Here is a 21,766-nt window from a genome sequence, read left to right as displayed (position 1 = left end):
CGGCGGGGAACCTCGCGCGCCGGGCTCGTGCCGGCGCCGGGTTCGGTGATATGTTTGCCCGGCTTCAGTCCGTGCAGCCCGAGGGATCGATGAGCAGCAACCGCAAGATCGGCATCCGCATCAAGAACACCGAGAAGATCCTCCTGGCCGCCGAGAAAGTCTTCGCCGAGCGGGGCTTCGCCGCCACCTCCATGCAAGACATCGCCCAGGAAGTCGGCCTCCCCAAATCCAACCTGCACTACTACTTCGCCACCAAGGAAGACCTCTACCGCGCCGTGCTGCAGAGCCTGCTGGAAGAGTGGGAGCAGGACGGCACCTGCTTCGAGATGTTCGACGACCCCAGCGTCGCGCTGACCAGCTACATCCGCGCCAAGATGAACCGTTCGCGCACCCGCCCCCACGGCTCCAAGGTCTGGGCAGCGGAGATCATCCACGGCGCCCCCCAGCTCAAGGAAGCCCTCGACGGCCCGCTCTACGAATGGGCCAAACTGAAGGAAGAGAAGATCCGCCAGTGGGTCGAGAGCAAGCGCATCCTCCCGGTCGAGCCCTCCAGCCTCCTCTACATGATCTGGGCCTCGACCCAGCACTACGCCGACTTCAGCCACCAGGTGACGGTGCTCAACAACCACCAGCCATTGAACGACCAGCAGTTCGAACGCGCCGTGCAGACCGTCACCGCCGTCATCCTGCGGGGCATTGGTCTGGCGACTTAGAAGCAGCGGCAAGCTTCACGTTGCAAGCGGCAAGAAAGGGTCCTGAGTGGCTGGGAGTGGGTGCCCAGCCTATGCATGTGAGGGGCTTGGATAGCTGGAAGCTGGAAGCGTAAAGCTGGAAGAAGAGCCCAAGCGTGGCTGGGAGTGGGTGACCCCCGTAGGGTGGGCCGGGCGGCGCTCCGCTTCAGTCCACCAGCGACGTTACCGGTGGGTTGAAGGCGGAGTCGGGCAAGAGCCAGGATGGTCACGTCGTAGCGCCCAAGCACCGCATCGATAGGTTTCGCCCCCCAGGATGCAGCAGCAGCCACAACCCCGCGTAGGGTGTGCCGCGCGCACCGAGAACGCCCCGCGCAACCAAAATCCACAGTGAGCCACCCATGGCTGCGCAGCGAAGAGCGGTGGGCTGAAGCCCACCCTACGAATTACTCTGAGTGGCTGGGAGTGGGTGCCCAGCCTATGCATTTGAGGGGCTTGGATAGCTGGAAGCCGGAAGCTGGAAGCTGGAAGAAGAGCCCAGCCTCCCCGCCCCCTACCTAATACCCAATCGATAATCAGCTCAAATCACAGCCACTCGGCGTCGCCCAGGTGCTGGTGGGTTTCTGCGCCTTGACGCTGGCCGGCACGCTGATGCCCACGGCGCTGGTGCCGATCAGGCTTTCCAGCTCGGAGATGCTCTTGATGTAGCTGTTCAGGCTGCCCAGGCCGGCCTGGTTGGGGATGTACCAGCTGATGGCCTTGGTCTGCCCGGTCGCCGTATCGGTGGTGACGATGGTCTTCCAGAAGTAATCCGGCGTGCGGATGCCGTGGGACGAGAGGAAGTAGTCGTTGGAGGTGTCGTTGTAGACCACCCCGCCATAGACGTAGACGGTGGCCAGGTCGCGGTAGCACTCGGCGACGTTCTCGGCGGCCACCCAGATGCCCTGATTGAAGCTCGCCACCTGCGGCACGATGTTGCTCATGTAGTTGGCGCGCTTGATGTAGGTGGCGTTGTAGTCCATGTGGTTGGAGGTCACCAGGTGGCCACGGTCCCAGCCCGACACCACGCTGGCATAGGACGAGGCGCTGGTCTGCCCGCCGCAGCCGCTGGGCAGGTCCGGGTCCAGGTAGAAGGACGACGGTCGCGCCGCCGAACCGGTGTCGGTGGTCAGCACGTACTCGTAGCGCACGGCGGTGTGGTTGTCGCAATCGTAGGTCAGGTTGTAGCCGCCCTTGCTCAGGGTGACGGTGGCGGCGAAGGCCGAGGTGAAGGGAACGCAGCAAAGCGACAGCAGGAGGGCGATACGTTTCATTGCTTTTTCTTCCTTGCAGGTGCGGGCCTCCCACGGCGGGAAGCGCTCGGGTGGAAAAAACGAAACCAGGCGATGTCTGTTGCGGTTGATCTACTGCTGGGCGCCCAGGGCGGGCGCACCGTGCGATGGGCTGCACGGTGGTGGACTGCGACCCGGCGGCACAGGGGCGCGCCGCCGGGCCAGGCAGCCACCGGAGCGGACGATAACCTGTCGTCAATGACAGGTTCGTGAAACCTAGAGCATGAGGGCGGAAACCGGCAAGTGCGCCTTTATTCGATTCAAACCATTGAATATCAATGACATTTTATTTTTCTCACCAAATTGGTGAGCATCGAACCAAATTGACGCAAAGGTCAATTTACTAGAAGAAACAGGGAATGGACCTTGCCTCTCAGGCACTTGGCTGCGCGAGAAAGGGGTGGCCGAGGGAGCGCGACAGGGGCGCTGCACCAGTTCGGAACCTGCGCGATCGGTCAGAAACCACGACTGGATCACAGAGCCGCGACGCAAGGGGATGGGGAAGGAGGCGGGCCCCCCCAGGACGGAGGGCCCGCTGGATCAGTGGCCTGCGGGCGCCATCATGGCGTCGGCGCTTTCACCGCGCGGGCGACTCAGCTGCGGCAGCAGGGAGCCCAGCAGCATGCCCAGCACGCTGAACAGCAGGCCCGCCAGCTGCGGCGGCCAGAAGTCGGTCTCCTGGTAGTTCATCTCCAGGAAGACCCAGGACGCCAGGCCGAAACCTATGGCGACCAGTGCGCCCTGGGTGGTGGCGCGCTTCCAGAACAGCCCGGCGAACAGCGGCACCACGGCGGCGACCAGGGTCACCTTGTAGGCGTTGCCGACCATCTCGTAGATGCTCGCGTCCGAGTACAGGGCGAACAGCGAGGTGGCCACCGTCATGCCCAGCACGCTCAGGCGCATGGCGAGGAGGAACTGGCGATCGTTCATGTCCGGCAGGAAGCGCTTGAGCACGTTCTCGGTGAAGGTCACCGAAGGCGCCAGCAGGGTGCCGGAAGCGGTGGACATGATGGCCGAGAGCAGCGCACCGAAGAACATCACCTGGGCGAACAGCGGGGTGCGCTCCATGATCAGGTGCGGGAGGATCATCTGCGCGTCCTCCGCCAGCCACTTCTGCACCATCGCCGGGTCGATCATCGAGGCCGCGTAGGTGAGGAAGATCGGCAGCATGCAGAAACCCAGGTAGAAGCAGGCGCCGGCCATGGAGGCGCGCGCGGCGATGTTCTCGGTCTTGGCCGACATCACCCGGGCATACACGTCCTGCTGCGGGATGGAGCCGAACATCATGGTCACCGCCGCGCCGAGGAAGGCGACGATGTCGCGGGGCTCGAAGCCATGCATGAAGGCGAACCTGCCCTCGCTGGCGGCGTGGCTGATCACCACCTGCGGGCCGCCGGCCATGTCGCCGATCAGCCAGGTCAGGTACAGCAGGCCGGCGACGATGATGATCATCTGCATGAAGTCGGTCAGCGCCACCGACCACATGCCGCCGAACAGGGTGTACAGCAGCACGATGCCGGTGCCGATGAGCATGCCCTCGGTGGTGGTGATGGAGCCGTCGGAGAGCACGTTGAACACCACGCCCAGCGCGGTGAGCTGCGCCGCCACCCAGCCCAGGTAGGAACCGATGATCACCAGGCTGGTGATCAGCTCCACGTTCGGCCCGAAGCGCTTCTTGAAGAAGTCGCCGATGGTCAGCAGGTTCATGCGGTACAGCGGGCGGGCGAACACCAGGCCCACCAGCATCAGGCAGCCGAAGGAGCCGAACGGGTCCTCGATGATCCCGGCGAAGCCTTCCTCGATGAAGGTGGCGGGAATGCCCAGCACCGCCTCGGAGCCGAACCAGGTGGCGAACACCATGGCCGCTACCAGCGGGAAGGACATGCTGCGGCCGCCTGCCGCGAAATCCTTGGAGTTCTTGACGCGAGTGGAAGCGTAGAAGCCGACACCGACGGTGATCAGCAGGTAGACCGCAACAAACCAGATCAGCATTTGTGAGTTCCAGTGGCTCGCCCGTCGTCTGGCTTGCCGGACCTGGGTCCAGGCTGGGGCGCCGCGACTGACAGAATTTTTGTTTTAGGCGCGTCACAACCGGGCGGGATCGACCGTCATGGCTCAAGGGGCCCTGTACGGCTACCGCGACAACCTGCCGCAACGGGCGAGCAGTCTGCCAAAGCCGTCAAATATGTCAAACAGTTACAAGGCAGATGATGACAAAAAACGACAGACGCACCACGAAATTGTCGGACAAGCCATTGATCTACTGATCAATTCTTCACCAACGCTCATTGGCCAGTTCCTTATTTTTTACAGGAGGCGTTGCAAAAGCAGAACAGCAGCCAGCCTGCAAAAGCTCTGCTAGCCTCCTCCCGTCCCCCATGGAGCCGCTTCATGCACGCCCTCAGCCCTGAGCAGACCCGCGCCTACCTGGCCCACATCGACCAGCCCCCTCCCACCCTCAGCGACCGCACCGCCCTCGACCGACTGATCAAGGCCCACCTCGACCGGGTCGCCTTCGAGAACGTCGACGTGCTGCTCGACCGCGCCATCCACATCGACACGGACGCCGTGTTCTCCAAGGTGGTGGAGCGCAATCGCGGCGGCTACTGCTTCGAGATCAACGGCCTGTTCGGGCGCCTGCTGCTGGCCCTGGGCTTTCGCGTCACCCCGCTGGCCGCGCGGGTGCGCTGGGGACTGGCGGCGGACGCGCCGCTGACCATCACCTCGCACCTGCTGCTGCGGGTGGATTTCGCCGACGAGGCGGTGATCGCCGATGTCGGCTTCGGTTCCGCCAACCCCACCCGCGCCCTGCCGCTGCAAGGCGGCGACCGGCCGGGCGAGCTGCCCTTCCGCCTGCTGGCGCCGGATGCCACGCACGATGACCATCGCCTGGAGACCTTCCTCAACGACGCCTGGGTGCCGGTCTACCACTTCGACCTGCAGCCCCAGCACTGGGTCGATTACGTGCCGCGCAACTGGTACACCTCCACCCACCCGGACAGCATCTTCCGCCAGATGCTGGTGGCCGCGCGCACCGAAGGCGCCGAACGCCTGACCCTGCGCAATGGCACCTTCAACCGCCGGGGGGCCGATGGCCAGGTGACCCAGCGCCTGCTGACGGATGCGGATGAAATCATCGCCGTGCTGCGCGAGCACTTCCTGCTCGGCATCACCGAGCAGGAAGTGCCTCGCCTGCGTGAGCGCCTGGAAGGCCTGCTGCGCGGCTGACGACGCGGCGCGCCTACCCTGGCAGGTGCGGCGCATCGCCCTCCTCGGCCTTCTTCTCGCCCGGGTTCTTGCCCTCGCGCGAATGGTGCTCGATCACCGCGTTGAGCTCGGCGCCGAACAGCAACACGGCGGCGGAGATGTACAGGTACAGCAGCAGGATGATGATGGCGCCGATGCTGCCGTACATGGCGTTGTAGTTGGCGAAGTTCTTCGCGTAGTAACTGAAGCCCAGGGACGCCACCAGCCACACCAGCACCGCCAGCACCGAGCCGGGGGTGATGAAGCGGAACTCCTGCTCCACGTCCGGCAACAGGTAGTAGACGGCGGCGACCACCATCATCAGCAGCAGCACCGCCGCCGGGATGCGCAGCCAGTTCCACAGCACCACCACCGCGTCCTCGATGCCCAGCTGGCCTGCCAGCCAGTTCATCACCTGCGGGCCGGTGACCATCAGCCCCGCCGCCGCCAGCAGGAAGGCCGCCACGCCCACCGTGTAGAGCACCGAGAGCGGGATGCGCTTCCAGGTCGGCCGGCCCTCCTGCACGTCATAGGCGCGGTTCATCGCGTCCATGCTCGAGCGGATCGCCGAGGACGACGACCACAGCGCCACCACCGCACCAATGGAGAACAGCCCCGGTTTCTGCGTCTGCAACTGCTCGATCGCCGGCAGCACCAGATCCATCGCCGCGCTCGGCAGCACCAGTGCCGCCTGGGCCTGCAGCCAATCGAAGAACTCCGGCAGTTCGAGAAAGCCGATCACCGCGATCAGCAGCAGCAGGAAGGGGAACAGCGAAAAGAACATCTGGAAGGCCAGCGCCGAAGCATAGGTCGGCAACTCGTCCTCGATGAATTCGGTCACGGTGCGCACCACGATGGTCCGCCACCCCACATCACGCAGCCCCAGGGAACCGATCATGTGCCTGCTCGCTCGCTTTCATGCCCATACACAGGCAATGGACGGCATCGCGCCGGTTGAGTTCAGGCTATGCACCGCCACGGCCGTTCCGACGGACGGCAGCGCCCCTCGCGATAGACGCCGCCGCTGCGCTCGGCGGCGGGAAATACAGGGCGAAACGGGCCGTCGCGCGGCTCGCCGCCGGGCTACTTTCGTCGGAGAGGTCGGAATGAACGGCCCTGTTGCCTGTCTCTAGCGGTGCACCACCCGTACACATCGGAAGCACGACATGAAGCCACTCATCCGCTCCATCCTGCGCCTCGGCGGCCTGCTCATCGTCCTCGGCCTGTCCGGCTGCAGCACGCTCGCGCCTCGCGACCCGGTGCGGATCGACCTGGTGGGCATGGAGCCGGTGCCCGGCCAGAGCCTGGAAATGCGCTTCATGGTCAAGCTGCGGGTGCAGAACCCCAACGACACCGCCATCCGCTACAACGGCATCGCCCTCGACCTGGACATCAACGACCAGCCCCTGGCCAGCGGCGTCAGCGACCAGGCCGGCGAAATCCCGCGCTTCAGCGAAGCGCTGGTCAGCGTGCCCGTGACCATCTCCGCCTTCTCCGCCATGCGCCAGGCCTGGGGCCTGGCCAACAGCCACAGCACCGGCCGCCAGCCCGGCGTCCCCTATACCGTGCGCGGCAAACTCGGCGGCGGCTTCTGGAATACCGTGCGCTTCAACGAGGCCGGGCTGCTCAGCCTGCCGGAGCCGGCGACGGTGTATTGATCACCCCCATCGCGAGTGAATTCGCTCCCACACTGCTCCACGCCCCCATGCCGGCCGCTGACAGCATGCGTTTGCAGGGGCGAATTTATTGGCTCTGTCTGCGTCAAGTGTTGCTAGAGGATTTGGAGCCCGGTTGATTGCCGAGCCTTGCTGATGGTTTCTGGGGTGGACGCCGTGGCTGGCGGCTTTCGTAGGAGGGTGTAGAGCGAAGCGAAACCCATGCGGTGGGTGTGTCAGGAATCCAGAATCGTCCTCGAAGAACCGTTCTTGAGCCTTTTCGTTGAATCCACAACAGCTAACGCAGACAGAGCCAACTCATTCGCCCAAGCAGACCGCTCACGCCGTAGCCCAGGCTTCATCAGCCCGGGAAGCAACGCATCCACGACTCCGGGACTCCGAGCGCGGCTCGGAATCACCCTGTTGGGCTTCGTACCTCAGCCCAACCTACGGCCGCGGTAATGGGCATGGCATCGCCTGCGGTGCCTACTCCCCCACCACCAGCGCCACCAGCCACGAGGTCGCCTCGATCACGTCCACCTCGTCGGTGTCGATCTCGCAATCGGCGTCGGTGGGCGCTTCGTAGGGGCTGTCGAGGCCGGTGAAGTTCCGGATGCGCCCCTGCAGCGCCGCCTCGTAGAGGCCCTTGGGATCGCGACGGGCACAGGTTTCGAAGCTCGTGCTGACGTAAACGCTGTGGAACTCGTCGGCGCCGAACAGCGCCCGCGCCGCCTCGCGATCGGCGCGGAAGGGCGAGATGGCGGCGACGATCACCACCAGCCCCGCGTCCACCATCAGGCGCGCCACCTCGGCGATGCGCCGGATGTTCTCGCGGCGTGACGCATCGTCCATGCCCAGGTCGCGGCACAGGCCCTTGCGCACGTTGTCGCCATCGAGCACGAAGGTGTGCACGTTGCGCGCGTTCAGCTCCACTTCCAGGGCGTTGGCCAGGGTCGACTTGCCGGCACCGGAGAGCCCGGTCAGCCAGATGCAGCAGGGGCGCTGGTGCTTGATCGCCGCCCGCGCCTGGCGCGTCAGGGCCTGGCCAGGAGCGGGGGCCTCGGGCGACGAGGCAGTGGGATTGTGCTTTTGCATAGCCGAGCAACTCGCAGTCACGTGGGTAGGCCCGGCGCACGCTCTCCCGCGTGCATACCGGGCGGATGTCTTTCACCGGCAACGCCTCGCGCCACGGCGAGGGGCAGAGCCGCTGGCAGCCTAGCAGCTCGCGGGGCGCCGTAAAATCGCGCGCCGGGTGTTCACGGTGGCCGCGTCAGCGCGTCGGGAAACAGGCCCGCGACAGGTCGGCAAGCGGCCCCATACACAGGCCCCCTTGCGCCAGCCCGGCAAAGCGAGGGAAAACCCTATACAATCTGCGGTCTTTTTCTTCACCCGATTGCGAGATATGCCGTGAGCACCCTGCCTCCCTGCCCCCAATGCAACTCCGAATACACCTATGAAGACGGCCAGAACCTGGTCTGCCCGGAGTGCGCCCACGAATGGTCCGCCAACGCCGCCGAAGCCCCGGCCGATGAAGGCAAGGTGATCAAGGATTCCGTCGGCAACGTGCTGCAGGACGGCGACACCATCACCGTGATCAAGGACCTCAAGGTCAAGGGCTCGTCCCTGGTGGTGAAGGTCGGCACCAAGGTCAAGGGCATCCGCCTGGTGGACGGCGACCACGACATCGACTGCAAGATCGACGGCATCGGCGCGATGAAGCTGAAGTCGGAATTCGTGCGCAAGGTCTGAGCCTTCCGCAGACGAGAAAGCCCGGCACATGCCGGGCTTTTTCATGCCTGCAGAAACCGCCGCCGGGACGCCGGGCTACTCGCCCGGGCTGAAGTGCCCCATGAAGATCACTTCCTTGATCTCGCGCATGTAGGGCTGGAAGCGCGGATCGGCTCCGATGAAGGCGCGTGCCGCGCTGAGCGCGTTCTCGTGGGACGACCACTCGGCGAGGTCGGCGAACACATGGCTGCCTTCCACCGAGATGAAGCTGCGAAAGCCCAGGAAGCCGTCGCAGGTCTTCAGCGCCTCGCGCACACCGGCACGGATCTCGGCGATGCGCTCTTCGCGGCCGGGTTTAGTCTTGAACAGCACCAGTTCCAATACCGAAGAATCTTGCATGGCGATCGCCCTTCCGTTGGTTGAGACGGCCCAGCCTATGCCTCCTCTGCTGACAACGTTCTGTCAGTGGCCTGCGCCTCTTGCACCTGCGCCTCGCAACTGCGGTGGCGCATGTAGCTGGCCAGGCTGAGGCCCTCCGGCAGCGGCGGCGCGTCGGCCAGGCGCGCCAGATTGCGGATGCGGTCGACCCGGAAATCGCGGTACTCGCCGCGCAGCTCGCACCAGGCGCCCACCGTCCACTTGCCCACCCAGTAGAACAGGCCGAGGGGGAAGATCACCCGCTGCGAGGCGCGTTCATCCAGGCTCAGGTAATCGATGCGCACCGCCGCCTGCTCGCCGATGGCGCGACGCAGGCTGTCCCAGTGACGCAACTGCTCCGGGGTGAAGGGGCTGACGAAGGCCCGCACCGGTGCGCTCTGCGGGTCGAGGGCATGTTCCGGCACCGCCGCCTGGATCTTGCTCAGCAGCGAACGCGCGGCATCGGCCATCTCGTCGCCCACGGTGCGCGAGATCAGCTCCACGCCCAGCAGCAGGGCGTCCAGCTCGTCGCGGTTGAGCGCCAGCGGCGGTAGCTCGAAATGCTCGTCAAGCGCATAGCCCACGCCCGCCTCGCCGTAGATCGGGATGCCGCTCAGGGACAGGTCATCGACATAGCGATAGATGGTCCGCGTGGACACCCCCAGCCGCTCCGCCAGGCGCTGCGCGGTGATGGGCTGGTGGGTGCGGATCAGGTTGACGACCTGGAACAGACGATCGGCCTTGCGCATGGAAAGGAGCCGTATGGTGTGGGAAGTCGGCAGGCATTTGCGCATAGCGCCCGGGGAAAAACCAGCGCCGCCGAGCCGCTCCGCGCCCCGGCACCTTCACGGCGTCAGCCTCGCGAACGCGCGGGCCCACTGCACGACCCGAACGGGAACACCCGCGCGCTGCGCTCGTAGGAGCCTGGCCTCGGCTGAATCCCGCCTCTTCCACTCACCACCTGCCCTACTTGCCGCCTGGCGCAACCCAGCTTGCCATCGCGGTGATGTTGTCCCGCACGCCACCCCTCCTATCCTCGCCAGACCCGCCGTCAGGGCGGACCCGAACTAGAAAAACAACAAAGGAGCAGCACCATGGCGGTCGACTACGTGACGATGTTGATTTACGTGCTGGTGATGGCGGGCCTCGGCTGGTGGGGCATGCGCAAGGCCAGGACCCGTGATGATTTTCTCCTGGCCGGGCGACGCCTCGGGCCAGTCCTCTACCTCGGCACGCTCTCGGCGGTGATGCTGGGCGGGGCGTCCACCATCGGCTCGGTGCGCCTGGGCTACCAGTACGGGGTATCCGGTCTCTGGCTGGTCTTCATGCTGGGGCTGGGCATCATCGTACTCAGCCTGGTGTTCTCGCGGCAGATAGCCCAGCTGAGGGTCTTCACCGTCACCCAGATCCTCGAACAGCGATACCAGGCCTCCTCGCGCCTGATCGGCGGCATCGTCATGGTGGCCTACGACCTGATGGTGGCCGTAACCGCCACCATCGCCATCGGCTCGGTCACCGAGGTGGTATTCGACATCCCGCGCATCCCCGCCATCCTCTGCGGCGGCGGACTGGTGATCTTCTACTCCGTGATCGGCGGCATGTGGTCGCTGACGCTCACCGACATCATCCAGTTCGTGATCATGACGCTGGGCATCTTCTTCGTCCTGCTGCCCATCAGCGTGGGCGAGGCCGGTGGCCTGGCGGCGATGCAGGCCAACCTGCCGGCGGGCTTCTTCGAGCTGGGCAACATCGGCCTGGACACCATCGCCGCCTACTTCCTGCTCTACTTCTTCGGCGCGCTGATCGGCCAGGACATCTGGCAGCGCCTGTTCACCGCCCGCAGCGAGGGCGTGGTGCGCTACGCCGGCCTCGGCGCAGGGGTCTACTGCATGCTCTATGGCGGCGCCTGCGCGCTCATCGGTGCCGCCACCCGGCTGCTGCTGCCGGACCTGTCGGTGGCCGAGAACGCCTTCGCCGAGATCACCCGCAACCTACTCCCAGCAGGCCTGCGCGGCCTCGTGGTGGCTGCCGCCCTGGCCGCCATCATGTCCACCGCCAGCGCCTGCCTGCTGGCCGCAGCGACCGTACTCAAGGAAGACATATACAGCCGCTTTCTCAATCGCAACGGCGAAGACCACCTGGCCAGCAGCCGGTGGATAACCTTCACCCTCGGCGCGGCGATGCTGGCCATGGCCTGCCTGGTCAACGACGTCATCGCCGGCCTCTCCATCGCCTACAACCTGCTGGTGGGCGGCCTGCTCGTACCGATCATGGGCGCCCTGATGTGGCGCCGCGCATCCGCCGTGGGCGCCATGGCCTGCATGGTCACCGGCAGCCTCACCGTCATCGCCTTCATGGTCCGTGACGGCATCCTGGCCAACACCCCCATCTACTACGGCCTCCTCGTCAGCCTGCTGACCTTCGTGGCCACCAGCCTGCTGACCCAACCCGCTCCTGCCCTGCGCACCGCAACCGATTGAAACCATCCAGGGCGCCCACGTGGCGCCCTCTACCCGTGAGATAGAGCCCATGACCCATGACTTCCCGCAGCCGCTCGATGCCGCGCTCATACCACGCTTCGCCGGCATCCCGAGCTTCATGCGCCTGCCGATCTTCGATAACCCGGCCGACCTGCAACTCGCCCTGGTGGGTGTCCCCTGGGACGGCGGCACCACCAACCGCGCCGGCGCCCGTCACGGGCCGCGCGAAGTGCGCAACATGTCCAGCCTGATGCGCAAGGTGCACCACGTCAGCCGCATCGCACCCTATGACCTGGTGCGCATCGGCGACCTCGGCGATAGCCCCGTCAACCCCATCGACCTGCTCGATTCGCTCAAGCGCATCGAGGGCTTCTTCCGAGAAATCCACCAGGCGGGGACCGTGCCCCTGTCGGTGGGCGGAGACCACCTGGTGACCCTGCCGATCTTCCGCGCCCTGGCCCACCATCGCCCCATCGGCATGATCCACTTCGACGCGCACTCCGACACCAACGACCGCTACTTCGGCGACAACCCCTACACCCATGGCACCCCCTTCCGCCGCGCCGTGGAGGAGGGCCTGCTGGACCCCAAGCGCACCGTGCAGATCGGTATTCGCGGCTCCATCTACTCCGCCGAGGACGAAGCCTTCGCCGAGGAATGCGGCATCCGCGTGATCCACATGGAGGAGTTCGCCGAACTCGGCGTCCAAGCCACCCTGGCGGAGGCACGCCGGGTCGTGGGTGACGGCCCCACCTACATCAGCTTCGACGTCGACGTCCTCGACCCGGCCTTCGCGCCCGGCACCGGAACCCCGGAAATCGGCGGCATGACCACCCTCCAGGCCCAACAGATGATCCGTGGCCTGCGTGGCCTGAACCTGATCGGTGCCGACGTCGTGGAAGTCTCCCCGCCGTTCGACCAGGGCGGGGCGACAGCCCTGGTGGGCGCCACCATGATGTTCGAACTGATGTGCATCCTCGCCGACGCCATCGCCACCCGCTGACCCCACCGCCACGAGTTGGTAGGCTCATGCCGGGACCGCGCCACAGACGGCCCCGGCAACCGGCCTGGAGGTGGGCATGCTGGGCAACATTTCCGATATCGACCTGCGCATGCTGCGGGTCTTCTGCGCCATCGTCGACGCGGGAGGCTTCACCGCAGCCCAGGCCAGCCTCAACACCAGCCTGTCGCGCCTGAGCGTGGTGGTCCGCGATCTGGAAGAACGCCTCGGATGCTCCCTGTGCCGGCGCGGCAACAGCGGCTTCCAGCTGACCGAGGAAGGCCAGGAACTGTTCGACCTGGCACAACTGCTGTTCGGCGATATCGAACGCTTCCGCACCCAGGCTAACCGCCTCGGGGGGATGGCCAGGGAAAGCCTGCAGATCGGCACGGTGGACAGCCTCATCAGCTTCGAGCGCGCCCCCCTGCCGCTGGCCATAAGGCTGTTCCGCCAGCGCCTGCCCGAGGTACGCCTGAACCTGCACATGCTGCGCCCCGATGAACTGGAACGCGCGGTCCTGGAAGAACGCCTGCACCTGGCCATCGGCGCGTTCCATCACCAGTTGTCAGGCCTCAACTACCAGCCACTGTTCGAGGAAGAGCAGAATCTCTACTGCTCCGCCGGCCACCCCCTGTTCCACCGCGCCGAAGCGGACCTGAGCCTGGCGGACATTTGCGCGGCGGAGTACGTGGGCCGTGGCTACCTGACGGAAAACCAGCGGCCCCACGGCCTGCACTTCACCCAAACGGTCAGCGCCTACGCAATGGAAGCCATCGCCACCCTGATTTTCTCCGGCACCTACCTGGGCTACCTGCCCACGCACTACGCCGCTCACTGGGTGGACCGAAACCAACTGCGTGCGCTGCTGCCCGGGCAACTGGCCTATCGCTCGGCCTTCCACTGCATCACCCGCCAGGGCCAGGCCCCCAAGGCCGCCCTGGCAGGCTTTCTCGATGCACTGGAGAAGGCACAGCGCCAGCTGGCCAATCAAGCGTAGGTTGGACGGGGCTCGGCGAAGCCCGACAGCAGGGTCGCCCCTGTCCAGCAGCGCCGTCCCCCAGCATCCAGGAAGGCCGAACGGCAGTTCTGCCCCGGGTGGGCATATACCTGAGCGTCGGTACGGCTGAGCGGGCAACCGATCAGCGGGGCGTCGCGCTTGTCGGCCGCGCCCATCGGCGGGCTGCGGGGCGATGCCTTGCCCCTTGGAACGCCACCCGCCGCACGGAAAAATCCCCCCCGCCCTTCTATGCTCCCTGGCGCCGCCAACCGGGGAACGCCCATGTCCAGCAAGACGGAAATCATCCAGCAGTTCATCGCTTCCGGCGAAGCCGACTTCGCCGAGGCCAACAGCTCCAATGCCTACTACTGCAGCCACCACCCCAGCATCACCCCGCTGGTGAAGAAGCCGCCGAAGGAGCTCGATGACGCCACCCTGCAAGCCTTCTACTACCACCTGCTGCTCAACGGCGGCACGCCACCCGCCGCCAGCGAACACCACCTGCAGCTGCTCTTGCGTGCGGCGAAGGACGCCGCCGGGGTGCTGGCCGAGCACGGCTACCCCCGCTGCCGCCTCAATCGCTGGGAGATGGTCCTGCTGTTCGACGGCGAGATGAGCCTCGACGCCCATGCCCGCCGCCTCGCGCTGCTGGCCCAGGTCAGCCGCTTCGCCCACCAGCCCGGCATGCTGGCCAAGAAGCAGAAGCTCAAGGACGAATTCGCCGGCGACGCCTGGCTGCACGGCGAGATCGCCCGCGTACTGCGCACCGTGCCCTTCGCCCGCCTGACCTTCGACCGCGACAACTTCGACCTCAGCCTGCCCCTGGTCGGCCTGCTCTTCATCTACCTGCTCGGCGCCGACGAAGCCGACCAGCGCGAACTCTTCGCCTGGTTCAAACAGGCCACCGACGCCATCCACGACATCCCCAACTACAAGACCCGCGAGCAACTCGTGCGCTCGCTCGCCTGGGTGCTGTTCCGCTTCGCCGAAGCCGCCAAGGCCAAGGTGCTGGAACAGGCCCTGCTCGCCGAGTACGGCGAAACCTGGTGCCGTAAATACACGTGATGGCGGAAAAACGACCAGCCGCCTGAACACCACGGGCGGCCTGCTCCACAGCCAACCATTCAGAACTTATCCACAGCTTGCCCCACAGAAATTGTGGGCAGCCCATCGGGGTTCCACACCCGTAGCCCGGGGAAGGCATCGGACGCAATCGGAGCCGATCGCGCCACGCATGCCTTAACCTGCTCTCTCCAACTTCGAGCCGGAACGCAAGCGACATGACCGCCGACCAAGGCTTCTCCCCTAATACCCGCGCCCGACTGGTAGCCCTCAAAGGCGTCGGCCCGACCGTGGTCAACCGCCTGGAACAGATCGGCTTCCGCACCCTGGAACAACTGGCCGGTTGCGAAGCCGCCGATCTCACCCGGCAGATTGCCCAGATGATGGGCTCCACCTGTTGGCACAACAGCCCGCAAGCGCGAGCGGCCATCCAGGCGATAATCGACTTCGCCCGGCAGCCTCCGCAGAGCGATTGGCGAAAAACCGAGCGGCCGGGCGCAGCCACCACAGGGCCTGGCTCGCAGGAATCAGCCCAGAAGATATCCACAGGCTGGTCCACAGAAATTGTGGGCAGTACGCAGTGGCAGGCGGAGCCCTCAATGCTCCTGCAACACCCGCAACGCAGCAGCCGCCAGAAAGCCTGAACGGCTCTTCTGCTCCGGGTGGGTGCGCACGTACTCGTCGATGCGATTGAGCAGATGACCGGGCAGCGTGATGTTGAGCTTCTCGGCCTTGCCCATGTAGCGGGTCACGTCGATATCCACCAGCGCCCAGGTGCATCCGGCATAGCGGGGATCCTCCGCATGGAAGGTCACCTTGCGCGCCATCGGGATCGGCGCGCCCTCCTCCGCCAACAACTCCAGATGCCCCTCGATGGCCTCGCGCGCCATGGCCATCGCCTCGTCCAGGTCATCCCCCGCCGAGAAGCAGCCGGGCAGGTCCGGCACCTCAACGCCCCAGGCGTGTGCGTTATCACCAGGAAGAATTGCGATCGGGTATAGCATCGTGTGGCCTCCTTTGATCGAAGCCGGGAACAGGCTCTGGATGCCCCTACAAGCCGAATCGAGTCAGCCTTTGCGGCTTCACGAGCAAACTCGCCGAGGAATTTTCCCAAACCCTCCGCAACCCCTTGTTTGCCCCCGAGCGGCTCCCTAAGTTCGCCCGGTCGCGGTATACCGTGACCGGGTTTGGCGACCCGTAACCACAAATGCATGTGCTCCATGCACGTGCGTAAGGACCCGTCGTGTGAACGGCGAACTTATTGATGGCTACGGGTGAAAACCATGACTGACGCATACATCCCCACCACCTTCCTCCGCCACAACCGCCCCCTGCGCGGCGTGATGATCGACAACCAGCCCTGGTTCTCCACCTACGACTTCGCCCGCCTGCTCGGCCTGCACCATCCACAGGCCCTGCACCGCCGCCTCAAGCCCCACGAGACCCGCCGCATCCGCCTGTACCACCGCCGCAGCGGCGCCGAAGAGACGATCGACGCGATGAGCGAAGCCGGCCTCTACAAGGCGCTGATCCGCTTCGGCCATCCCGAATGCCAGCAACTCGATGAATGGCTGACCCGCGAGGTGATCCCCACCCTGCGCGACCAGCAGGACACCCGCGCCCACACGCCCCGCCGCGTGCTGATCGGCTGGCAGAACGAGCGGCTGCTGTTGCTGGAATGGCAGGGCGAGTTGTGGATGCAGTGGGAGAAGGTGCCGCGTTACCTGGGGCTCTAGCGAGTACCAGGCCATTCCTCGGCAGCGTTGAGGCACCTTCGTAGGATGGCGTAGAGCGAAGCGAAACCCATCAATGCCGGGCACAGACCTGACTCCGGTGCCAGACCGGGCAGCATGGGTTTAGCGGGGCTCTACCCATCCTACGAAGACATCGAGGCACCGAGACACCTCCGTAGGATGGCGTAGAGCGAAGCGAAACCCATCAGCCACAAGGTTTCAGGACGAATCGGTCACGCCCACCGGCCCCTGAGAGAACTAGGCGTTCTTAGGATGGACACTTCCATCCTCAGGCAAGGACGCTGGCCGATGACCAACTACCGTCGCGACCACACACCAGGCGCCACCTGGTTCTTCACCCTCAACCTGGCCGACCGCAGCAGCACCCTGCTGACCGATCACATCGACCTGCTGCGGGCCAGTTTCCGCGCCGGCATGAAGCGCCACCCGTGGCGCATCGACGCCATCGTCATCCTCGCGGACCACCTGCATGCGCTGTGCACACTGCCGCCGGGTGATGCCAACTACGCCCTGCGCTGGCGCCTGATCAAGGGCGGCTTCTCTCGGGCACTGCCCTATGGCGAGCCGCGCTCCGACAGCCGCAAGAACAAGGGCGAGCGCGGCATCTGGCAACGGCGGTTCTGGGAGCACCGCATCCGTGACGACACAGACTTCGCCCGCCACGTGGATTACATCCACCACAACCCACGCAAACACGGCCACGTCGAGCGGGTGGCCGACTGGCCCTGGTCGTCCTTCCATCGCTACGTGAAGGAAGGCCTGCTGCCACAGGATTGGGCGGGAGACGGAGAGGGGATGGAAGGCGGCGTCGGGGAGCGTTGAAAGGACGGGCATCGGCCATCAATGCACCTTCGTAGGATGGTGTAGAGCGAAGCGAAACCCATCAATTCCGGGCACAGACCTGGCTCCAGTGCCGGGCCGGCAGCATGGGTTTCGCGGTGCTCTACCCATCACTCAATGAGCAGGCAAATGCCGCATTGGAGAGGAAACAAAAAAGGCCAGTCTCTCGACTGGCCTTTCTCTCACCTCACCCGATCACTCAGGCGTTGTTGCTCGGGAACGCGAACTGCGCGGCCTCGTGGCTGGCGCGTTGCGGCCAGCGTTGGGTGATGGCCTTGCGGCGGGTGTAGAAGCGCACGCCGTCCGGGCCGTAGGCGTGCAGGTCGCCGAACAGGGAGCGCTTCCAGCCGCCGAAGCTGTGGTAGCTGACCGGCACCGGCAGCGGCACGTTGACGCCGACCATGCCCACTTCGATCTCGTCGCAGAACAGGCGGGCGGATTCGCCGTCGCGGGTGAAGATGCAGGTGCCGTTGCCGTACTCGTGGTCGTTGATCAGCTGCATGGCTTCTTCCAGGCTGCCGACGCGGACGATGCACAGCACCGGGCCGAAGATCTCTTCCTGGTAGATGCGCATGTCGGCGGTGACGTTGTCGAACAGGGTGCCGCCGACGAAGTAGCCGTCTTCATGGCCGGCAACGCGGTAGCCGCGGCCGTCCACCACCAGCTTGGCGCCGGCAGCGACGCCGTCGTCGATGTAGCCGACCACCTTGTCGCGGGCGGCGGCGGTGACCAGCGGGCCCATGTCGAGGCCGCAGTTGGTGCCGGCGCCGATCTTCAAGCCCTTGATCTGCGGGACGATCTTCTGCACAAGCGCGTCGGCGATCTGGTCGCCCACGCACACGGCCACGGAGATGGCCATGCAGCGCTCGCCGCAGGAGCCATAGGCAGCGCCCATCAGCGCGCTGACGGCGTTGTCGAGGTCGGCGTCGGGCATCAGCACGGCGTGGTTCTTGGCGCCGCCCAGGGCCTGGACGCGTTTGCCGCGCTTGGTGCCTTCGGCGTAGATGTATTCGGCGATGGGGGTCGAGCCGACGAAGCTGATGGCCTTCACTTCCGGCGCTTCGATCAGGGCGTCCACGGCCTCCTTGTCGCCGTGCACCACGTTGAGCACGCCCTTGGGCAGGCCGGCGTCGTGCAGCAGCTGGGCGATCAGCAAGGTGGAGCTGGGGTCGCGCTCGGAGGGCTTGAGGATGAAGCAGTTGCCGCAGGCGATGGCCAGCGGGTACATCCACAGCGGCACCATGGCGGGGAAGTTGAACGGGGTGATGCCGGCGACCACGCCCAGCGGCTGGAAGTCGCTCCAGGCGTCGATGTTGGGGCCGACGTTGCGGGTGTATTCGCCCTTGAGGATTTCCGGGGCGGCACAGGCGTACTCGACGTTCTCGATGCCGCGCTTGAGTTCGCCGGCGGCGTCCTCGAGGGTCTTGCCATGTTCTTCGCTGATCAGGCGGGAGATTTCCGCTTCGTTCTGCTCCAGCAGTTGCTTGAAGCGGAACATCACCTGGGCGCGCTTGGCCGGCGGGGTGTTGCGCCAGGCCGGGAAGGCGGCCTTGGCCGAGTCGATGGCCTGTTGCACGGTGGCGCGGCTGGCCAGGGCGACCTTGCGGGTGGATTCGCCGGTGGACGGGTTGAACACGTCGGCAGTGCGGCCTTCGCCGGTAACGAGCTCACCGTGGATCAGGTGCTGGATGGTGCTCATGGTCATCTCTCTTGTAGGGCTTTGTCGGGGTGGTCCCTGGGGCGCGGGCATCGGCTCGCGCCAGGCCTCTCCTCACGGGGAGAGGGTGGGACGTCACTTGATTTCGGTTTCGATGAAGACGATCTCGTGGTCGCTGGCGTTGATCACGTTGTGCTCGACGCCGGCCTTGCGGAAGTAGCTCCGGCCGGCCACCAGGGGGGCGTGCCTGTCGCCCTCCGGGGTTTCCAGCAGCAGGGTGCCATCGGTCATCGGCACCACCACGTAGTCATGGCCATGCAGGTGGCGACCGGTCTCGGCACCGGGGGCGAAACGCCACTCGGTGACGATGACCTCGTCGGTGTCCACCTGCACGGTGGGCACAGCCTGGGGCCGTGCGCTCATCAGTTGACGCCTTGCAGGGCCTGGCCGACGGCGTCGAACACGCGGTCGAGCTCTTCCGGCTTGGCGTTGAAGGTCGGCCCGAACTGCAGGGTGTCGCCGCCGAAGCGGACGTAGAAGCCGGCCTTCCACAGGGCCATGCCGGCCTCGAACGGGCGGACGATGGCGTCGCCGTCACGCGGGGCCAGTTGCAGGGCGCCGGCCAGGCCGCAGTTGCGGATGTCGACCACATGCTTGGCGCCCTTCAGGCCGTGGATGGCCTTCTCGAAGTGCGGGGCCAGCTCGGCGGCCTGCTGGATGAGGTTTTCCTTCTCCAGCAGCTCCAGGGCGGCGAGGCCGGCGGCGCAGGCGACCGGGTGGGCGGAGTAGGTGTAGCCGTGGGTGAACTCGACGGCGTATTCGGGCGTCGCCTGGTTCATGAAGGTCTGGTAGATCTCGCGGCTGGCGATCACCGCCCCCATGGGGATGGCGCCGTTGGTGATCTGCTTGGCCACGTTCATGATGTCCGGGGTCACGCCGAAGAACTCGGCACCGGTGGCCTTGCCCATGCGGCCGAAGGCGGTGATGACCTCGTCGAAGATCAGCAGGATGTTGTTGGCGTCGCAGATTTCGCGCAGGCGTTGCAGGTAGCCCACCGGCGGCACCAGCGCACCGGCGGAGCCGGCCATGGGCTCGACGATCACGGCGGCGATGTTCGAGGCGTCGTGCAGTTCGATCAGCTTCAGCAGCTCGTTGGCCAGCTCCACGCCGCCGGTCTCGGCCATGCCCCTGGTGAAGGCCAGGCCCGGTTGCAGGGTGTGCGGGAGGTGGTCGACGTCCATCAGCTGGCCGTACATCTTGCGGTTGCCGTTGATGCCGCCAAGGCTGGTGCCGGCGACGTTCACGCCGTGGTAGCCACGGGCGCGGCCGATCAGCTTGGTCTTGGTGGCCTGGCCTTTCAGGCGCCAGTAGGCGCGGGCCATCTTCACCGCGGTGTCGGCGCACTCGGAGCCCGAGCCGGTGAAGAACACGTGGTTCAGCTCGCCCGGGGTCATGTCGGCGATCTTCTCGGCCAGCTTGAACGACAGCGGGTGGCCGTACTGGAAGCCCGGGGAGTAGTCGAGGGTGCCGAGCTGCTTGGCCACGGCCTCCTGGATTTCCTTGCGCGAGTGGCCGGCGCCACAGGTCCACAGGCCCGACAGGCTGTCGTAGATGCGACGGCCCTGGTCATCGATCAGCCAGCTGCCTTCGGCGGCCACGATCAGGCGCGGGTCACGCTGGAAGTTGCGGTTGGCGGAGAACGGCATCCAGTGGGCGTCCAGCTTCAACTGGCTGGCCAGGGAGGGGGTGGCGGTCTGCGGCATGTTCATTCTTGTCTGCCTCGCGATGGGGCGTGGGTTGTGGGGGAGAACCCGGTGGTTCTTGCAGTCGACATTGCCACGGGCATAAAGTCATGAAAATTCAACTTTTCATATCTTCAGATCACGGACCACTAAACTGATGAGCACCCGTCGCCCGGAAGCGCTGGCCCAGGTCAGCGACTTCGATATCCGCCTGCTGCGCATCTTCCGCAGCGTCGTCGAGTGCGGTGGCTTCTCGGCCGCCGAGAGCGTGCTGGGGATCAGCCGCTCGGCCATCAGCCAGCAGATGAGCGACCTGGAGCAGCGCCTCGGCCTGCGCCTGTGCCAGCGCGGCCGCGCCGGCTTCGCCCTGACCGAGGAGGGGCGCGAGGTGTACCAGTCGTCGCTGCAGTTGCTCAGCGCCCTGGAGAGCTTCCGCACCGAGGTCAACGGCCTGCACCAGCACCTGCGCGGCGAGTTGAACATCGGCCTCACCGACAACCTCGTCACTCTCCCCCACATGCGCATCACCCACGCCCTGTCGCGCCTCAAGGAGCGCGGGCCGGACGTGGTGATCAACATCCGCATGACCCCGCCCAGCGAGGTGGAGCAAGGCGTGCTCGACGGCCGCGTGCACGTCGGCGTGGTGCCGCAGACCGTGGCGCTCTCGGGGCTGGAATACCAGCCGCTGTACGACGAGCGCTCGCTGCTGTATTGCGCCGTGGGCCACCCGCTGTTCTACGCCGACGACGCCCAGCTCAGCGACGCGCGCCTCAACGAGCAGGAGGCCATCGCCCCCACCTTCCGCCTGCCGGCCGATATCCAGGCCCACTACCAGGCGCTGCATTGCACCGCCAGCGCCTCCGACCGCGAGGGGATGGCCTTCCTCATCCTCACCGGGCGCTACATCGGCTACCTGCCGGACCACTACGCCACCTTCTGGGTGCAGCAGGGCCGGCTGCGCGCCCTCAAGCCGGCGAGCCGCTTCTACGACCTCAGCCTCGCCACCGTCACCCGCAAGGGCCGCCGCCCGCACCTGGTGCTGGAGAGCTTCCTGGAGGCGCTGGCAGCGACGGGCTGAGGTGTGTTCGCGGGGAATAGCGGGCTGGCGGAGCGCTTGAGTTCCCCTTCCACTCCGCCTGGTGGACCGGTGAAGCGTGGTCCACCCTAC

At 65.9% G+C, this 21,766-nt stretch carries 22 protein-coding genes; 12 read left to right on the top strand and 10 right to left on the bottom strand.

Going from position 1 to position 21,766, the window contains the following annotated elements:
- Positions 1 to 89: 89 nt before the first annotated feature.
- Positions 90 to 713, top strand: coding sequence for a TetR/AcrR family transcriptional regulator (locus tag ACYJSS_RS05450; RefSeq protein ID WP_111261972.1), 624 nt, complete (start codon positions 90 to 92; stop codon positions 711 to 713).
- 551 nt (positions 714 to 1,264) lie between these two features.
- On the opposite strand, the gene ACYJSS_RS05445 is transcribed toward ACYJSS_RS05450, so the two are convergent.
- Positions 1,265 to 2,002, bottom strand: coding sequence for a DNA/RNA non-specific endonuclease (locus ACYJSS_RS05445; RefSeq protein ID WP_111261973.1), 738 nt, complete (start codon positions 2,000 to 2,002; stop codon positions 1,265 to 1,267).
- 558 nt (positions 2,003 to 2,560) lie between these two features.
- Entirely contained in the window at positions 2,561 to 4,012 is a 1,452-nt protein-coding gene (locus ACYJSS_RS05440; RefSeq protein ID WP_111261974.1) for a high affinity choline transporter 1, read from the bottom strand.
- Between the two features lie 399 nt (positions 4,013 to 4,411).
- Between ACYJSS_RS05440 and ACYJSS_RS05435 the strand changes: the two genes are divergently transcribed.
- Positions 4,412 to 5,248, top strand: coding sequence for an arylamine N-acetyltransferase family protein (locus tag ACYJSS_RS05435; RefSeq protein WP_111261975.1), 837 nt, complete (start codon positions 4,412 to 4,414; stop codon positions 5,246 to 5,248).
- A gap of 13 nt (positions 5,249 to 5,261) precedes the next feature.
- On the opposite strand, the gene ACYJSS_RS05430 is transcribed toward ACYJSS_RS05435, so the two are convergent.
- Positions 5,262 to 6,164: a YihY/virulence factor BrkB family protein gene (locus ACYJSS_RS05430; RefSeq protein ID WP_111261976.1), complete on the bottom strand. Its 903-nt coding sequence runs from the start codon at positions 6,162 to 6,164 to the stop codon at positions 5,262 to 5,264.
- 280 nt (positions 6,165 to 6,444) lie between these two features.
- On the opposite strand from ACYJSS_RS05430, the gene ACYJSS_RS05425 reads away from it, so the two are divergent.
- On the top strand, positions 6,445 to 6,924 hold the full coding sequence (locus ACYJSS_RS05425; protein WP_371921699.1) for an LEA/WHy family protein: 480 nt from the start codon (positions 6,445 to 6,447) through the stop codon (positions 6,922 to 6,924).
- Positions 6,925 to 7,407: 483 nt separating this feature from the next.
- Here ACYJSS_RS05425 and cysC read toward each other — a convergent pair whose 3' ends face one another.
- A complete protein-coding gene (gene cysC / locus ACYJSS_RS05420; protein ID WP_111261978.1) occupies positions 7,408 to 8,016 on the bottom strand; it encodes an adenylyl-sulfate kinase in 609 nt (202 codons plus the stop codon).
- A 312-nt stretch (positions 8,017 to 8,328) separates the two neighbouring features.
- On the opposite strand from cysC, the gene ACYJSS_RS05415 reads away from it, so the two are divergent.
- The gene (locus tag ACYJSS_RS05415) at positions 8,329 to 8,670 is read left to right on the top strand and encodes a zinc ribbon domain-containing protein YjdM (protein ID WP_111261979.1); all 342 of its coding nucleotides are present in this window, start codon (positions 8,329 to 8,331) and stop codon (positions 8,668 to 8,670) included.
- Positions 8,671 to 8,745: 75 nt separating this feature from the next.
- Here ACYJSS_RS05415 and ACYJSS_RS05410 read toward each other — a convergent pair whose 3' ends face one another.
- Positions 8,746 to 9,048: an antibiotic biosynthesis monooxygenase family protein gene (locus tag ACYJSS_RS05410; RefSeq protein WP_111261980.1), complete on the bottom strand. Its 303-nt coding sequence runs from the start codon at positions 9,046 to 9,048 to the stop codon at positions 8,746 to 8,748.
- A gap of 35 nt (positions 9,049 to 9,083) precedes the next feature.
- Positions 9,084 to 9,815, bottom strand: coding sequence for a helix-turn-helix transcriptional regulator (locus ACYJSS_RS05405; protein WP_111261981.1), 732 nt, complete (start codon positions 9,813 to 9,815; stop codon positions 9,084 to 9,086).
- 345 nt (positions 9,816 to 10,160) lie between these two features.
- On the opposite strand from ACYJSS_RS05405, the gene ACYJSS_RS05400 reads away from it, so the two are divergent.
- The 5 genes from ACYJSS_RS05400 to ACYJSS_RS05380 all read left to right on the top strand — a co-directional run bounded on the left by ACYJSS_RS05400 (position 10,161) and on the right by ACYJSS_RS05380 (position 15,249).
- Positions 10,161 to 11,546 carry a sodium:solute symporter family protein gene (locus tag ACYJSS_RS05400; protein ID WP_236204276.1) on the top strand — a complete coding sequence of 462 codons (1,386 nt, stop codon included), beginning with the start codon at positions 10,161 to 10,163 and terminating at the stop codon, positions 11,544 to 11,546.
- Positions 11,547 to 11,595: 49 nt separating this feature from the next.
- On the top strand, positions 11,596 to 12,549 hold the full coding sequence (speB, locus tag ACYJSS_RS05395) for an agmatinase (RefSeq protein ID WP_111261983.1): 954 nt from the start codon (positions 11,596 to 11,598) through the stop codon (positions 12,547 to 12,549).
- A 76-nt stretch (positions 12,550 to 12,625) separates the two neighbouring features.
- On the top strand, positions 12,626 to 13,543 hold the full coding sequence (locus tag ACYJSS_RS05390; protein WP_236204277.1) for a LysR family transcriptional regulator: 918 nt from the start codon (positions 12,626 to 12,628) through the stop codon (positions 13,541 to 13,543).
- Between the two features lie 282 nt (positions 13,544 to 13,825).
- Complete coding sequence (locus tag ACYJSS_RS05385) at positions 13,826 to 14,608, top strand: hypothetical protein (RefSeq protein WP_111261984.1); 783 nt, start codon at positions 13,826 to 13,828, stop codon at positions 14,606 to 14,608.
- A 215-nt stretch (positions 14,609 to 14,823) separates the two neighbouring features.
- Complete coding sequence (locus tag ACYJSS_RS05380; RefSeq protein WP_111261985.1) at positions 14,824 to 15,249, top strand: DUF4332 domain-containing protein; 426 nt, start codon at positions 14,824 to 14,826, stop codon at positions 15,247 to 15,249.
- On the opposite strand, the gene ACYJSS_RS05375 is transcribed toward ACYJSS_RS05380, so the two are convergent.
- Positions 15,202 to 15,609, bottom strand: coding sequence for a type II toxin-antitoxin system HicB family antitoxin (locus ACYJSS_RS05375; protein WP_111261986.1), 408 nt, complete (start codon positions 15,607 to 15,609; stop codon positions 15,202 to 15,204). The genes ACYJSS_RS05380 and ACYJSS_RS05375 overlap by 48 nt on opposite strands.
- Positions 15,610 to 15,888: 279 nt before the next feature.
- Between ACYJSS_RS05375 and ACYJSS_RS05370 the strand changes: the two genes are divergently transcribed.
- Together ACYJSS_RS05370 and ACYJSS_RS05365 are read left to right on the top strand one after the other, a co-directional pair.
- A complete protein-coding gene (locus ACYJSS_RS05370) occupies positions 15,889 to 16,341 on the top strand; it encodes a BRO-N domain-containing protein (protein ID WP_111262035.1) in 453 nt (150 codons plus the stop codon).
- A 306-nt stretch (positions 16,342 to 16,647) separates the two neighbouring features.
- Positions 16,648 to 17,181: an REP-associated tyrosine transposase gene (locus ACYJSS_RS05365; protein WP_111261987.1), complete on the top strand. Its 534-nt coding sequence runs from the start codon at positions 16,648 to 16,650 to the stop codon at positions 17,179 to 17,181.
- Between the two features lie 217 nt (positions 17,182 to 17,398).
- On the opposite strand, the gene ACYJSS_RS05360 is transcribed toward ACYJSS_RS05365, so the two are convergent.
- From ACYJSS_RS05360 to aptA, 3 genes are all read right to left on the bottom strand, one after another.
- Entirely contained in the window at positions 17,399 to 18,898 is a 1,500-nt protein-coding gene (locus tag ACYJSS_RS05360; protein ID WP_111261988.1) for a CoA-acylating methylmalonate-semialdehyde dehydrogenase, read from the bottom strand.
- A gap of 93 nt (positions 18,899 to 18,991) precedes the next feature.
- Positions 18,992 to 19,279 carry a cupin domain-containing protein gene (locus ACYJSS_RS05355; RefSeq protein ID WP_111261989.1) on the bottom strand — a complete coding sequence of 96 codons (288 nt, stop codon included), beginning with the start codon at positions 19,277 to 19,279 and terminating at the stop codon, positions 18,992 to 18,994.
- Positions 19,279 to 20,625 (bottom strand): omega-aminotransferase AptA, encoded by a 1,347-nt coding sequence (gene aptA, locus ACYJSS_RS05350; protein WP_111261990.1) that lies wholly within the window; start codon positions 20,623 to 20,625, stop codon positions 19,279 to 19,281. Before aptA ends, ACYJSS_RS05355 begins: the two co-directional genes overlap by 1 nt.
- Before the next feature lie 130 nt (positions 20,626 to 20,755).
- On the opposite strand from aptA, the gene ACYJSS_RS05345 reads away from it, so the two are divergent.
- Positions 20,756 to 21,676 carry a LysR family transcriptional regulator gene (locus ACYJSS_RS05345; RefSeq protein WP_111261991.1) on the top strand — a complete coding sequence of 307 codons (921 nt, stop codon included), beginning with the start codon at positions 20,756 to 20,758 and terminating at the stop codon, positions 21,674 to 21,676.
- Positions 21,677 to 21,766: the final 90 nt, after the last annotated feature.

It is taken from the genome of Pseudomonas sp. No.21, assembly GCF_054558415.1.
This window is presented reverse-complemented; position numbering and strand designations above follow the sequence as displayed.